Here is a 13,511-nt window from a genome sequence, read left to right as displayed (position 1 = left end):
GCTGGCACAATCACTGCAACGCTCTGTGCATGCTTGCCTATTCAAGTCATCACGGAGCTGAAAGACATGAACCTGATCCAGGAAAAATTCGCATCCCTGTTCTCCAACTTCCAGGTCACTACCCAGCCTCGCCCGGACGGCGGGATTCTGCTGACCTTGCGTGGTGGAGAGGACAAGGTATTCAAGCGCTCGATTTCCTATCAGCAGTTGCACAATGGCGACCAGCTGTCGTGGGTCATCAGCGCCATCCGCCGCGACCTGGCCGAACAGGCCAGCGAGTTGCCGCAGATTTCGATGCTGCAGAGCCAGCAGCGGTTTGCGTTGCCGACCTATCATTCGGCCTGACGAAAGCGGATATCTGCTTTCCTGCAGGAGCGAGCATGCTCGCGATGGTCGTTAACGGTAACGCTGGAAACCTGATGCCCAGCGGTGTCTGAACGTTCATCGCGAGCATGCTCGCTCCTACAGGTTATGTGAAGTCATCGAGCCGTGGGAACCGGCTGGCAATGTTGTCCCCGGTGAAGTTCGCCACCAACCCTTCCTGGTTCTTGAACAGGCGAATCGCCACGAAATGCGGGTTCTCCCCCCTATCGAACCAATGTTTGGTGCCGGCCGGCACCAGGATCAGATCATTCTTCTCGCACAGTACCGCATAGACGTAATCGTCGATGTGCAGGTTGAACAAACCGCGCCCGGCGACGAAAAAGCGTACTTCGTCTTCACCCTTGCGGTGTTCGTCGAGGAGTTCGTCTTTCTGCGGGTGATCGCTGCTGCAGCTGATCACATCAACGGTGATGTAGCCACGCTCGGTCATCAGCTGGTCGATTGGCGTCTGATAGGCAGCAATCACCTCTTCCTGACTGGCGCCGGGCTGGAGCTTCGTCGCAGCTTGCCAACGGTCAAAGCGTACGCCCTGTTCGGCCAGGGTCGAGGCGATGTCTTCGAAATGGGTCAGCACCTTGTTGGGAACTTCGGGGCTTGAGACGTGAAAAACGGACAGGCTGCTCATTGGGACGTTCCTTCTTGCATACGTGTGGCGATGATAACGGCTGCCGCGACGGCTGCGAGACTGGCAACACTAAAGGTTGATGCCGCGCCGAGGGCATTCCAGCTGTAGCCGGAATACAGCGCGCCCATGGCGCCGCCGGTCCCGGCCAGGGCGGCATACAACGCCTGGCCCTGGCCTTGCTGACGGGGGCCGAAGCTGCGTTGCACGAAGGCAATGGCCGCGGCGTGAAAACTGCCGAAGGTGGCGGCGTGCAGCACCTGGGCAAACAACAGCACCCAGAGAAATTCCGCCAGCGAGCCCAACAACAACCAGCGCAACGCCGCCAGCAGAAAGCTCGCCAGCAACACCCGCCGCAGGGAAAAGCGCGCGAGGATCCGGCTCATCGCCATGAACATCAGCACTTCGGCCACCACGCCGACGGCCCAGAGCATGCCGATCACCCCGCGGCTGTAACCCAGGCGCTCGAGGTGCAGGGTCAGAAAGGTGTAATACGGACCGTGGCTCATCTGCATCAGCGCCACGCAGGCGTAGAACGCCAGCACGCCGGGGCTGCGCAATTGGGCCAGAAACCCCTCCCCGCTCAACCGCGCGCCTTGCGGCGGCTGCGCATTGGGCACCCACAGGCTGCTCAGGACGATGCCGGCCATGATCAGCACCAGCGCCGCCGGGTAGATGTCCAGGCTCAGCCATTCGAACAGGCGCCCCAGCGCGACCACGGTGATGATGAAACCGATGGAACCCCACAGGCGAATCTGGCTGTAGCGCGAGGTCTGCCCCTGCAAGTGCGCCAGGGTAATGACCTCGAACTGCGGCAACACCGCATGCCAGAAGAACGCGTGCAGGGCCATGACCATCGCCAGCCAGGCGTAGGTCTTGCTGACGAAGATCAGCGAAAAGGTCAGCAGCGTACAGACGGCGCCGAAGCGCACGATGGCCAGGCGCCGGCCGGTGTAGTCACCGAGCCAGCCCCAGATGTTCGGCGCCACGCAACGCATCAGCATCGGGATTGCCACCAGCTCGCCGATGCGCGCGGCAGAAAAACCCAGATGATCGAAGTACAGCGCCAGAAACGGCGCGGTCGATCCGAGCAGGGCGAAATAGAACAGATAGAAACTGGAGAGCCGCCAGTACGGAAGCGCCGCAGCCATCAGACTGCGGCGCTTTTCATATCAATCATGCAGATCGGCCATTCACAGCTGGCCGAGCACCGGCGTGCTCACGCGCACATCGGCGTTTTGCCCGCGGTGACGCAGCAGGTGGTCCATCAGCACGATGGCCATCATCGCTTCGGCGATCGGCGTGGCGCGGATGCCGACGCACGGGTCGTGACGGCCCTTGGTGATGACTTCCACCGGGTTGCCATGGATATCGATGGAACGGCCCGGGGTGGTGATGCTCGAAGTTGGTTTGAGCGCCAGGTGGGCAACGATCGGCTGACCGGAGGAGATCCCGCCGAGGATGCCGCCGGCGTTGTTGCTGAGGAAACCTTCCGGCGTCAGCTCATCGCGATGCTCGGTGCCGCGCTGGGCTACGGAGGCGAAACCGGCGCCGATTTCCACGCCCTTGACCGCGTTGATGCTCATCAGCGCATGGGCCAGCTCCGCGTCGAGGCGATCGAAAATCGGCTCGCCCAGGCCCGGCATCACGCCTTCGGCAACCACGGTGATCTTCGCCCCGACCGAATCCTGGTCGCGACGCAGCTGGTCCATATAGGCTTCCAGCTCCGGCACCTTGTCCGGGTCCGGGCTGAAGAAGGCGTTCTGCTCCACCGAATCCCAGGTCTTGAACGGGATTTCGATCGGGCCGAGCTGGCTCATGTAACCGCGAATGACGATGCCCTGGGTGGCCAGGTACTTCTTGGCAATGGCGCCAGCCGCCACGCGCATGGCGGTTTCCCGCGCCGAGCTGCGACCGCCGCCGCGATAATCGCGCTCGCCGTATTTGTGGTGGTAGGTGTAGTCGGCGTGGGCCGGGCGGAACAGGTCCTTGATCGCCGAGTAGTCCTTGGACTTCTGGTCGGTGTTGCGGATCAACAGGCCGATGGCGCAACCGGTGGTACGACCCTCGAACACGCCGGAGAGGATTTCGACTTCGTCGGCCTCCTGACGCTGGGTGGTGTGGCGACTGGTGCCGGGCTTGCGCCGGTCCAGGTCACGCTGCAGATCCTCAAGGGAAATCTCCAGGCCCGGCGGGCAGCCATCGACAATGGCGACCAACGCCGGGCCATGGCTTTCGCCCGCGGTGGTGACAGTGAACAGCTTGCCGTAGGTATTGCCGGACATGCAGGACGCTCCGTGAAATCGAACCCAAATACGTAATGCGCGCCAGTATACGCAGGCTACCCAATCAGTTCATCCTCGAACCTAACGCCGATTGGCGAGTCCAACCGGCATCCTGACGATGATGGCCTGATGATGCTGCGAGTTTTGCTCTTGACCCTGACCTTGTTTACCGGCTTCGCCCAGGCCACTGTTCTGCAACGGCCGATTACCCTGGACACCGGCAACGGCGAGCTTTTCGGCTCGCTGCTGCTGCCCAAGTCCGACAATCCAGTGCCGGTGGTGCTGATCATTTCCGGCTCCGGCCCCACCGATCGCGACGGCAACAATCCCGACGGCGGGCGCAATGACAGCCTCAAGCGCCTGGCCTGGGTATTGGCCAAACACAACATCGCCAGCGTGCGCTACGACAAGCGCGGCGTGGCGGCGAGCCTGGCGGCTACTCCGGACGAGCGCAATCTGTCGGTCGAAGGCTATGTCTCCGACGCCGAGGCCTGGGGTCGCAAGCTCAAGGCCGACCCGCGCTTCGGCAAGCTGATCCTGCTGGGGCACAGCGAAGGCGCGTTGATCGCCAGCCTCGCCGCGCCGAGTGTCAATGCGGCGGCGGTGATTTCCATGTCCGGCAGCGCGCGGCCGATCGATCAGGTACTGCGCGAGCAACTGGCTCGCAGCCTGCCGCCCCCCTTGATGCTGCGCAGCAACGAACTGCTCGACAGCCTCAAGGCCGGGAAAACCGATGACAACGTGCCGCCGTCCCTCCAGGTGATTTTCCGCCCGAGCGTGCAGCCGTACCTGATTACGCTGTTTCGCCAGGACCCGGCGGCGGCGTTTGCCCGCCTGAAAATGCCGGCGCTGATCATTCAGGGCAGCAGCGATATTCAGGTCGGGGTCGAGGACGCGCGCTTGTTGAAAGCCGCCAAACCGGACGCGCAACTGGCGCTGATCGAAGGCATGAACCATGTCCTGCGCATCGTGCCCAACGACGTCAAACGCCAGTTGGCCTCCTACAAGGACCCGAATCTGCCCCTGGCCGCCGAGCTGGGTACGCGCATTCTCGGGTTTATTGACGGACTTCCCATCCGTTAAACGCTGTTTACCCTCCAGTCCTGAACAAAACGGCCGATAAGCCTTTGTCGCCAACGCAATGGTTGGTGACAAGCTGAGCCTGGACAGGATCTTGACGTTATGACAGACACCCCGACTTCAACCGACACCACCGCTGAAAAAGAAGCACCGCCAGCGGTCGAGCTGCCATGGGCGGACGTCCACGTCGAGCACCACAAGATGCTCCGCCTGGCGCCGTTGCAGACCGATCGCAACACCGGCGGGCGGCCCCTGCGCTTTGTCGAGTTCGGTTACGCCGAACGCCATGACAAGCAGCGCAGCCTGTTGCGCATGAGCATCACCCTGCCAGGCCAGCGGGTGCGCAAGGAGCAGAACAGTCTGGACGTGTGGGTCGACCACACGGAAAAACGCGTGCACTTGGGCCCCGACAGCGGCCTGCAGATCGAACCGCTGAACCGTGGCATCGGCCGCTACATGGCGGCGCAAGGCATCAACTGGGCGAAGAAACGCTGGCCTGGCTACACCGTCGACGGCACCGACCTGAACAACAAGGATGCGCTGAGCGAAGACACCCGCCTGCGCCGCGACCACTTTCTGCGGGTCCACGGCTTCGACGTGGTGTACGCCGATCCCCAGCATCTGAAGGGCAGCGTTCAGGAAGTGCGGGTTGGCGATCTGCTGGGCGACTGGAATACGGAAAAGCTGCAGGTCGTGGAGATTCTCGAAGCGGCGCAGATGCTCCAGCAGGCCGAGCAGAACCTGGCCGAGCAGGAAGTGAAGCTGAAGAAGCACGAAGAGAAGGTGAGCAAGTACAAGCGTGAAGACGCGGGGTTGCGGTTCACTATCACCTGCCTGGTGGCGTTTGCGGTGTTTCAGGCGGGGTTGTTGATCTGGATTGCGACGCACCGTTGAAAGCTTGAAACCGCGGCGCGGCCATCGCGGGCAAGCCTCGCTCCCACAGGTTCTATGTTGTCGCATCCTTTGCGTACGACATAAATCCTGTGGGAGCGGGCTTGCCCGCGATAGGATTTAAAGGTCAGACGCGGGACGCGAACAACGCCTGATGATCGCGGCACTGCTCGGCCGTCAACATGAACACACCATGCCCGCCGCGCTCGAATTCAAGCCAGGCGAAGTCGACTTCCGGGTACAGCGCTTCAACGTGAACCTGGCTGTTGCCCACCTCGACAATCAACAAGCCCTTCTCGGTCAGGTGATCCGCCGCTTCGGCGAGCATGCGGCGCACCAGGTTCAAGCCATCGTCACCGCAGGCCAGGCCCAGCTCCGGTTCATGCTGGTATTCGTCCGGCATGTCGGCGAAATCTTCGGCGTCCACATACGGCGGGTTCGACACGATCAGGTCGAACCGCTGACCCGGCAAGCCATCGAAACCATCACCCTGCACCGTGTAGACCCGCTCATCGACGCCATGGCGCTCGATGTTCTGGTTGGCCACTTCCAGCGCTTCGAACGACAGATCGGCCAAGACCACTTCGGCGTCCTGGAATTCGTAGGCGCAGGCGATACCGATGCAACCGGAACCGGTGCACAGGTCGAGGATCCGCGCAGGCTCCGCGCCCAGCCATGGGGTAAAACGGTTTTCGATCAGCTCGCCGATCGGCGAACGCGGGATCAGCACGCGCTCATCGACAATGAACGACATGCCGCAGAACCAGGCTTCGCCCAGCAGGTAGGCCGTCGGCACGCGATCTTCGATGCGGCGCTTGAGCAGCAGCTGCAAATGCGCGACTTCGTCTTCTTCCAGATTGCAGTCCAGGTAGTTGTCAGAGATTTCCCATGGCAGGTGCAACGCCCCCAACACCAGTTGGCGGGCCTCGTCCCAGGCATTGTCGGTGCCATGGCCGAAAAACAGATCCTCCCCATGAAAGCGGCTGACGGCCCAACGGATATGGTCACGCAGGGTGCGAAGGCGGGAAGTGATCACGACGGCAAACTCCAGAAAAATCGACGGGCGATTCTACCAGCCAATCGTCGCCACGACGAACGCGGGAAAACGCCGATGTCGATGTAGGACTAATCTCTTTTTTCAGCTTCCTATTGAACAAAACGGAACACTTGACAACGCTGCACGCCAATAACGACGGTGCCTACGATGGTAGCGATTCACAGAAGCGCTCAGCCAGAGGACAATGGCGCAAAAGCCCCACTCCAAGGAGCCCCAGAATGTCCGTTCCACAAACGATGTTTCAACTCAGCGGTCGCGGTTATCCAGCGGCCAAACTGAGTCATGCGACCCTGATCATTATCGATGCCCAGAAAGAGTACCTCAGCGGCCCCCTGGCCCTGAGCGGCATGGATTCGGCGGTTGCGAACATCAAACAATTGGTCACTGCCGCCCGTGCGGCCGGTCGGCCGATCGTGCATGTCAGCCACCTCGGCACCGTCGGTGGCCTGTTCGACCCACGCGGGGAGCGCGGGCAGTTCATCCCGGGGCTGGAGCCGCTGGCCGGTGAAATCAAGATCGAGAAGATCCTGCCCAGTGCCTTCCACGGCACCGATCTGAAAAAGCGCCTGGAAGAACTGGGTTCGGTGGACCTGGTGGTGTGCGGTTTCATGAGCCACTCCAGCGTCAGCACCACGGTGCGGGCCGCGAAAAACCTTGGCTTTCGCTGCACCCTCGTGGAAGACGCCTGCGCCACCCGCGACCTGCCCTACAAGGGTGGCGTGCTGAGCGCCGAGCATGTTCAGCAGACTGAAATGGCAATCATGGCCGACAACTTCGCCGCCGTAGCCCAGACCAACAGCCTGATCTGATCGATGTTCAATGAGCGGCCCATGCGCCGCTCATCCGCAAAAGCCTCTCATTAGCTGTAATTGTCTTAGCCTCAGGAACAACCCGGTCAACTTCCGGTCGAAGGGCCGATACCCACTGAGGAAGGTCGGAATGAAGTTATCCGATGGTTTTGACGCTCGCCGCTTGCGCCCCAAAGGCCAACGCAACTGGCGTTTTCGAATCGGCGCGGCGTTCGCCGCGTTGCTGGCAACCTGCGGCGTTCTGCTCGCCATGGCCGGCGTTGCCGCACTGCTGGGCCACGCCCCTGCCCTGGGCGAGATGAACACCAATCGCGGCGGTGCTGCGGTAGTTCTGGTGGTCGGCCTGTTCGTGCTGTACATCGGCGTATGGCTGTGGCGCCGTTGCCGCCGTCGCTCGCGGCAGTCGCGAGAGCTGAACATGTCCCCGCACCTGATGAAGAAACACGACTGACACCCTGCCCGGATCGAACGCCGCGCGTTTTGTCGCGCGCCCAATTGCCTGGAGTTGGGTAAACTGGCCGCCCTTCGCGGAGGCTGACATGCAAGACGACGATTTTTCCCTGTTCAAAAGTGCGATCCAAGGCGTCAAGCCGATCAAGCACGATCGCGCCGAAACCGGCAAACCCAAAGCTGACCGCGCACAGATTGCCAAGCTGCGCCAGTCCGCCACCGTGCGCACGGATGTCGCTACCGTAGACGGTCTGTCCGATCAGTTCGTGATCGATGTCGGGCCTGAAGACGACCTGATGTGGGCACGCGACGGGGTGCAGGAAAGCCAGATACGCAAGCTCAAGGCCGGCCAGATTCCATTCGAAGGCAGCCTCGACCTGCACGGAATGACCGTGGAGAAGGCCCGGGAAACCCTGTGGGCGTTCCTGGCCGAAGCGACCAAATTCGAAATCCGCTGCGTGCGCGTCACCCACGGCAAGGCCGTGCGCCTGGACGGCAAGCGGCCGATGATCAAAAGCCACGTCAACACTTGGTTGCGCCAGCATCCGCAGGTGCTCGGCTTCACCTCCTGCCAGGCCAGACATGGCGGTGCCGGCGCGGTTTATGTGATGCTCAAGCGCACCATGATGGAAGGTCGCGACGAGTAAAGCTGATGCGTCGCGCTTGCAGCGCCGTGTCCGCCACCGTACCCTTGCTTTTTGCGTAAATCCCACAGGTAGTTTCATGTCCCTGGAACAGAATTACACCGCGATCCTCGGCCAACTGGGCGAAGACGTCTCCCGCGAAGGCCTGCTCGACACGCCAAAACGTGCCGCCAAAGCCATGAAGTACCTCTGCCGCGGTTACGAGCAGACGCTCGAAGAAGTCACCAACGGTGCCTTGTTCAGCTCCGACAACAGCGAAATGGTGCTGGTCAAGGACATCGAGCTCTACTCGTTGTGCGAACACCACCTGCTGCCATTCATCGGCAAGGCCCACGTCGCCTACATCCCGAGCGGCAAGGTCTTGGGCCTGTCGAAAGTCGCGCGGATCGTCGACATGTACGCCCGCCGCCTGCAGATCCAGGAAAACCTCAGCCGCCAGATCGCCGATGCGGTCCAGCAGGTGACCGGTGCCTTGGGCGTCGCAGTGGTGATCGAGGCCAAGCACATGTGCATGATGATGCGCGGTGTGGAAAAGCAGAATTCGTCGATGATCACTTCGGTGATGCTCGGTGAGTTCCGCGAGAACGCCGCCACCCGCAGCGAATTCCTCAGCCTGATCAAGTAATTCGCGCTCAGAAGAAAACCGGCATTCATCGCCGGTTTTTTTTCGTCCGCGAAAAATCAGGTAAGCTGCGCGCCTTTCTTCATTTGCCCCGTGAGGCTTGCAACATGCTCGTCAAAGCGCTTCGTGTCGGCCTCGGCCAACTGATCATCCTCATCGACTTCATCACCCGCCCCGGCAAGAAGCAGCGCCCTGCCGCCGCCCAGGCCCAGGTCGAAGCCGCCGCCAAGGGCCTGACCCTGTATCAGTTCCACGCCTGCCCGTTCTGCGTGAAAACCCGCCGCACCCTGCGCCGCCTGAACGTGCCGGTGGCGTTGCGCGATGCAAAGAACAATGAACAGGATCGCCAGACCCTGCTCGAGCAAGGCGGCAAGATCAAGGTGCCGTGCCTGCGTATCGAAGAAGACGGCAAGACCACCTGGATGTATGAGTCCAAGGTGATCATTGATTATCTGGACAAGCGATTTGCGGCTGTCTGATGGTTTTGTGGTGTGATTGAGGGCCTCTTCGCGAGCAAGCCTCGTTCCTACAGGGATAGCGATCTTCCCGTAGGAGCGAGGCTTGCCCGCGAAGGCGTCAGAGCGGACACCACAAATCCCACCCAAAAATAAACCGGCCCCAAAGCCGGTTTATTCATTTCTACCCTCAGGCCGCCTGCGCCGCCTGTGCCTGGCGCACCACCGCCGCCAATCGCCCCAGCCCTTCATTCAGCCGCGCCGGATCAATGTGGCTGAAATTCAGCCGTAGATGCCCATGGTTGTTATCCGGCTCCGGAAAGAACGGCTCACCGGGCATGAACGCCACATCATTGGCCAGCGCCGCATTGAGCAAGGTCCGCGTATCCAGCGGTTGCTTGAGCGTCAGCCAGAAAAACAGCCCGCCCTGGGGCATGTTCCAGTCCGCGAGATCGGCAAAGTGCATTTGCAGCGCCGCCTGAAACGCATCGCGGCGTTCCCGGTAAAAACCGCGCAACTCGCCCAGATGCTGCCGATACGACTCACTGCCGATCCATTGCAACGCCTGCCACTGGCCGACCCGGTTGGTGTGCAGATCCGCTGACTGCTTGAGCTTGAGCAGGTGCGGGAACAGGTCCGGACTGGCGATCAGGTACCCCACGCGCAAACCCGGCAACAGGGTTTTGGAGACGGTGCCGGTGTAGATCCAGCTGGATTTCTTCAGGCGTCCGGCAATCGGTTTGGCGCTGCCGCCATCGAACGTCAGTTCGCGGTACGGCTCGTCTTCGATCAGGGTCACGCCGAACTCGTCGAGCAGGCTCGCCACGGCTTCGCGCTTGGCCTCGCTGTAACGCACCGCCGACGGGTTCTGAAACGTCGGGATCAGGTAGATGAACGCCGGGCGATGCTGCTCCAGACACGAGCGCAATTGCACAAGGTTCGGGCCATCGGCTTGCAGCGGCACGGTCAGGCAGTCGGCACCGAACAGCTGGAAAATCTGCAGCGCCGCCAGGTAGGTCGGGGCTTCGAGGACGATCTGCGTGCCCTTGTCGATGTAGAGCTTGGCAGCCAGATCGAGGGTTTGCTGGGAGCCGCTGACCACCAACACCTGACTCGCGTCGCACGGCAGACCCAGAGCCCGTGCCTCGGCTGCCAAAGCCTCGCGCAATGCCGGCTCGCCTTCGCTCATGCCGTATTGGCCCATGGACACCGGCATCCGGTCCCACTCGACCTTGGGCAGCATGGCCTCGGCCGGCAGGCCACCGGCGAACGACATCACTTGCGGGTGCTGGGCGGCGGCGAGGATTTCACGGATCAGAGAACTTTTAAGGCGCGAGACACGTTCGGAAAAAGCCATGGGGATCACCGGTAGCGAGGCATGAGGAAAATGAGTCAAACTGGTTGACCGAAATTACGACAGCCCGAGCGGATACGTCAACATGCTTGACCTTAAAAACCCGAATTCCCAGCAACAGGCCATGGAAGCGTTTTTCTTCGGCTACCAGGCCTTCACCGCCAAGGCCGACGAAATGCTCGAACGCCGAGGCCTGAGCCGGGTGCATCAACGCATCGTGTTTTTCGTCGCCCGTTACCCCAACCTCAGCGTGAAGCAATTGCTGGAATTGCTCGGCGTGACCAAGCAGGCGCTGAACATGCCGTTGCGGCAGTTGCTGGAAATGCACCTGGTGAACAGCGTCGCGTCCGAGACGGACAAGCGTAAGCGGTTGCTGGAGCTGACCGATGAAGGTGCGCGGTTCGAACAGGCGCTGCGTCGAGAGCAGGTGAAATTGTTGGAGCGGGTGTTTGCCGAGGCCGGGGAGGCGGCGGTGAATGGGTGGCTGGCGGTGAATCTGGCTTTGGGTAAGAACCAATTGTCGGCAGATTGAGTATTCAATCCGCTGGTTTTCTGGAACCAGTACCGCCGCCTTCGCGAACAGACGATATATCTCCTTTGTCAGATTTTTCGTCGACAAAATCAAAAACATTATTTGCTTTCTTTGTATACAAAAGCATAATCCACTTCGTGCGAGTTTCTGACCAACGAGTCAACAAATTCGCAAGCACCTCAAAGGGCCGCTGCCACCCCTCGGGATCCGGCCCTGGAAATAAAAATAAAACTCTTGAGGAGTACTCGCTGTGGAAAGCCGCAAATCCGAAGCATCGACGCTGGATCTCTCGCCGCCTCTACGCACTGGCTTGCTGGAGCGCCTGTTTAAACTCAGCTTGCATGGCACCACGGTGAAGACCGAGCTGATTGCCGGTCTGACAACCTTCATCACGATGGCCTACATCATCTTCGTCAACCCCAACATCATGGCCGACGCCGGCATCGATCATGGCGCGGCGTTCGTCGCCACCTGCATCGCCGCCGCGCTCGGCTGCCTGTTGATGGGGCTCTACGCCAACTGGCCGGTGGGCCTGGCGCCGGGCATGGGCCTGAACGCGTTCTTCACCTACACCGTGGTCGGCACCATGGGCTACAACTGGGAAACCGCCCTGGGCGCGGTGTTCGTGTCCGGTGTGCTGTTCATGATCCTGACCTTCTCGAAGATTCGCGAATGGTTGCTCAACAGCATCCCGGTCAGCCTGCGTCACGCCATGGGCGCCGGCGTTGGCCTGTTCCTGGGGCTGATCGGTCTGAAAACCGCCGGAATCGTCGTCGATAGCCCGGCCACTTTGATCAAACTCGGCTCTTTGCACGAGGCTGGCCCGCTGCTCGCCGGCATTTGCTTCCTGATGATCGCGATCCTCAGCTACCACAAGGTATTCGGTGCGATCCTCATCAGCATCATCACCGTGACCCTGGCCGGTTGGGGCCTGGGCCTGGTGCATTACGAAGGGATCATGTCGGCCCCGCCGAGCCTGGCCCCGACCTGGATGGCCATGGATGTCGCCGGCGTGTTCAACGTCAGCATGATCAGCGTGGTGCTGGCCTTCCTCTTCGTGCACATGTTCGACACCGCCGGCACCCTGATGGGCGTCGCCCAGCGCGCCAACCTGGTAGGCGCTGACGGCCGGATCGAAAACCTTTCCCGCGCGATGAAAGCCGACAGCGCCTCCAGCGTATTCGGTGCCGTGGTCGGTGTTCCTCCCGTCACAAGCTATGTGGAAAGTGCCGCGGGTGTAGCCGCAGGTGGTCGCACCGGCCTTACCGCCGTGACCGTGGGCGTGCTATTTATCGCAGCCATGTTCTTCGCGCCGCTGGCCGGGATGATTCCTGCCTACGCCACCGCCGGCGCGCTGATCTACGTCGCGATGCTGATGATGGGCGGCATGGCCCACATCGAATGGGACGAGGCCACCGACAGCATTCCGGCGATCGTCACCGCGATCATGATGCCGCTGACCTTCTCGGTCGCCGACGGTATCGCCCTGGGCTTTATCACCTATGTGGCGCTGAAGGCCGGTACCGGCAAGTACAAGGAAATTTCCGTCAGCCTGTGGGTGCTCTGCGCGATCTTCATCGCCAAGTTCATCTTCTTGTAAGTCGAACACGATTCAAAACAGCCTCACCCCGTCGGGTGAGGCTTTTGTGCAAATGGAGGAAAGTGATGAGTCTGGAAACCTGGCTGCTGTTCAGCGGCGCTGCGCTGGTAGTGATCCTGATCCCGGGACCGCTGTCCTTGCTGATGATCAGCAACAGTCTGAATTACGGCCTGGTCCGTTCCTACCCCGCGTTTCTCGGCGGAGTGTTTGCCTCGATCTGCCTGTTGAGCGCTTCGGCGCTGGGGCTGGGTGCGTTACTGCTGGCTTCCGAGCAGTTGTTCAGCGCCTTGAAAATCGTCGGCGCGCTGTACCTGTTCTACCTCGCCTGGCAGAGCTGGCAGCAATCGCGCCAGCCGTCCCACGGCGCCGAAGTGCCTCAGGCTGCGCCGGTGCCGCGCTTTCGCGCACTGTTTGGACGTGCATTCGTCCTGGGTGCCAGCAACCCGAAGGACATCCTGTTCTTCGCCGCGTTTTTGCCGCAATTCCTGAGTGCCGAGCAGGCGTTCCTGCCGCAACTGCTGGTGATGATCGCAACCTGGACTGTGCTGGATCTGCTGTGCAAGGTTGCCTATGGCCTGGGCGCCCATGGCGCGGCGCGGTATCTGCGTAGCGGCAAGGGACAGAGCTGGTTCAACCGGATCAGTGCCGGGTTGTTCAGTGGCGCAGGGGCTGCGTCGCTGTTGAGCCATTAAGATTAAAAGATCGAAGCCTGCGGCAGCTCCTACA

The 13,511-nt window shown here is 61.2% G+C and carries 16 protein-coding genes; 11 read left to right on the top strand and 5 right to left on the bottom strand.

What is annotated here, in order from left to right:
- Positions 1-66 precede the first annotated feature (66 nt).
- Positions 67-345, top strand: a complete 279-nt coding sequence (locus HNO86_RS10605) for a DUF3509 domain-containing protein (RefSeq protein ID WP_175376948.1) — start codon at positions 67-69, stop codon at positions 343-345.
- Positions 346-469: 124 nt separating this feature from the next.
- Here HNO86_RS10605 and HNO86_RS10600 read toward each other — a convergent pair whose 3' ends face one another.
- Genes HNO86_RS10600 through aroC form a run of 3 tightly spaced genes read right to left on the bottom strand, consistent with a single transcriptional unit; the run spans position 470 to position 3,291 of the window.
- On the bottom strand, positions 470-1,009 hold the full coding sequence (locus tag HNO86_RS10600) for an acireductone dioxygenase (RefSeq protein WP_175376947.1): 540 nt from the start codon (positions 1,007-1,009) through the stop codon (positions 470-472).
- The gene (locus tag HNO86_RS10595) at positions 1,006-2,157 is read right to left on the bottom strand and encodes an MFS transporter (protein ID WP_175376946.1); all 1,152 of its coding nucleotides are present in this window, start codon (positions 2,155-2,157) and stop codon (positions 1,006-1,008) included. The genes HNO86_RS10600 and HNO86_RS10595 overlap by 4 nt, the downstream gene beginning before the upstream one ends.
- Positions 2,158-2,199: 42 nt before the next feature.
- Positions 2,200-3,291, bottom strand: a complete 1,092-nt coding sequence (gene aroC, locus HNO86_RS10590) for a chorismate synthase (RefSeq protein ID WP_175376945.1) — start codon at positions 3,289-3,291, stop codon at positions 2,200-2,202.
- A gap of 129 nt (positions 3,292-3,420) precedes the next feature.
- Here aroC and HNO86_RS10585 point away from each other — a divergent pair, with 129 nt between their 5' ends.
- A complete protein-coding gene (locus tag HNO86_RS10585) occupies positions 3,421-4,374 on the top strand; it encodes an alpha/beta hydrolase (protein ID WP_178131152.1) in 954 nt (317 codons plus the stop codon).
- 99 nt (positions 4,375-4,473) lie between these two features.
- Positions 4,474-5,265 (top strand): hypothetical protein, encoded by a 792-nt coding sequence (locus HNO86_RS10580; RefSeq protein ID WP_175376944.1) that lies wholly within the window; start codon positions 4,474-4,476, stop codon positions 5,263-5,265.
- Between the two features lie 124 nt (positions 5,266-5,389).
- Here HNO86_RS10580 and prmB read toward each other — a convergent pair whose 3' ends face one another.
- Complete coding sequence (prmB, locus tag HNO86_RS10575; protein WP_175376943.1) at positions 5,390-6,298, bottom strand: 50S ribosomal protein L3 N(5)-glutamine methyltransferase; 909 nt, start codon at positions 6,296-6,298, stop codon at positions 5,390-5,392.
- 239 nt (positions 6,299-6,537) lie between these two features.
- Here prmB and HNO86_RS10570 point away from each other — a divergent pair, with 239 nt between their 5' ends.
- The 5 genes from HNO86_RS10570 to HNO86_RS10550 all read left to right on the top strand — a co-directional run bounded on the left by HNO86_RS10570 (position 6,538) and on the right by HNO86_RS10550 (position 9,323).
- Positions 6,538-7,128, top strand: coding sequence for a cysteine hydrolase family protein (locus tag HNO86_RS10570; protein ID WP_175376942.1), 591 nt, complete (start codon positions 6,538-6,540; stop codon positions 7,126-7,128).
- 130 nt (positions 7,129-7,258) lie between these two features.
- Complete coding sequence (locus HNO86_RS10565; RefSeq protein ID WP_175376941.1) at positions 7,259-7,579, top strand: hypothetical protein; 321 nt, start codon at positions 7,259-7,261, stop codon at positions 7,577-7,579.
- 88 nt (positions 7,580-7,667) lie between these two features.
- Positions 7,668-8,225, top strand: a complete 558-nt coding sequence (locus HNO86_RS10560) for a Smr/MutS family protein (RefSeq protein ID WP_175376940.1) — start codon at positions 7,668-7,670, stop codon at positions 8,223-8,225.
- A gap of 76 nt (positions 8,226-8,301) precedes the next feature.
- Entirely contained in the window at positions 8,302-8,847 is a 546-nt protein-coding gene (folE, locus tag HNO86_RS10555) for a GTP cyclohydrolase I FolE (RefSeq protein ID WP_110964232.1), read from the top strand.
- 104 nt (positions 8,848-8,951) lie between these two features.
- A complete protein-coding gene (locus HNO86_RS10550) occupies positions 8,952-9,323 on the top strand; it encodes a glutathione S-transferase N-terminal domain-containing protein (protein WP_175376939.1) in 372 nt (123 codons plus the stop codon).
- A 166-nt stretch (positions 9,324-9,489) separates the two neighbouring features.
- Here HNO86_RS10550 and HNO86_RS10545 read toward each other — a convergent pair whose 3' ends face one another.
- Positions 9,490-10,656, bottom strand: a complete 1,167-nt coding sequence (locus tag HNO86_RS10545) for a PLP-dependent aminotransferase family protein (RefSeq protein ID WP_175376938.1) — start codon at positions 10,654-10,656, stop codon at positions 9,490-9,492.
- A gap of 82 nt (positions 10,657-10,738) precedes the next feature.
- On the opposite strand from HNO86_RS10545, the gene HNO86_RS10540 reads away from it, so the two are divergent.
- The 3 genes from HNO86_RS10540 (at position 10,739) to HNO86_RS10530 (ending at position 13,477) form a co-directional block, all read left to right on the top strand.
- A complete protein-coding gene (locus HNO86_RS10540; RefSeq protein ID WP_175376937.1) occupies positions 10,739-11,185 on the top strand; it encodes a MarR family winged helix-turn-helix transcriptional regulator in 447 nt (148 codons plus the stop codon).
- 250 nt (positions 11,186-11,435) lie between these two features.
- Entirely contained in the window at positions 11,436-12,785 is a 1,350-nt protein-coding gene (locus tag HNO86_RS10535) for an NCS2 family permease (RefSeq protein ID WP_175376936.1), read from the top strand.
- A 65-nt stretch (positions 12,786-12,850) separates the two neighbouring features.
- Positions 12,851-13,477, top strand: a complete 627-nt coding sequence (locus HNO86_RS10530) for a LysE family translocator (RefSeq protein WP_175376935.1) — start codon at positions 12,851-12,853, stop codon at positions 13,475-13,477.
- Positions 13,478-13,511: the final 34 nt, after the last annotated feature.

It is taken from the genome of Pseudomonas sp. C1C7, from assembly GCF_013359595.1.
In the GTDB taxonomy this organism is placed as follows: Bacteria; Pseudomonadota; Gammaproteobacteria; order Pseudomonadales; family Pseudomonadaceae; genus Aquipseudomonas.
The sequence above is the reverse complement of the archived record's forward strand: the minus strand, read 5'-3'. Positions and strand labels throughout refer to the sequence as shown.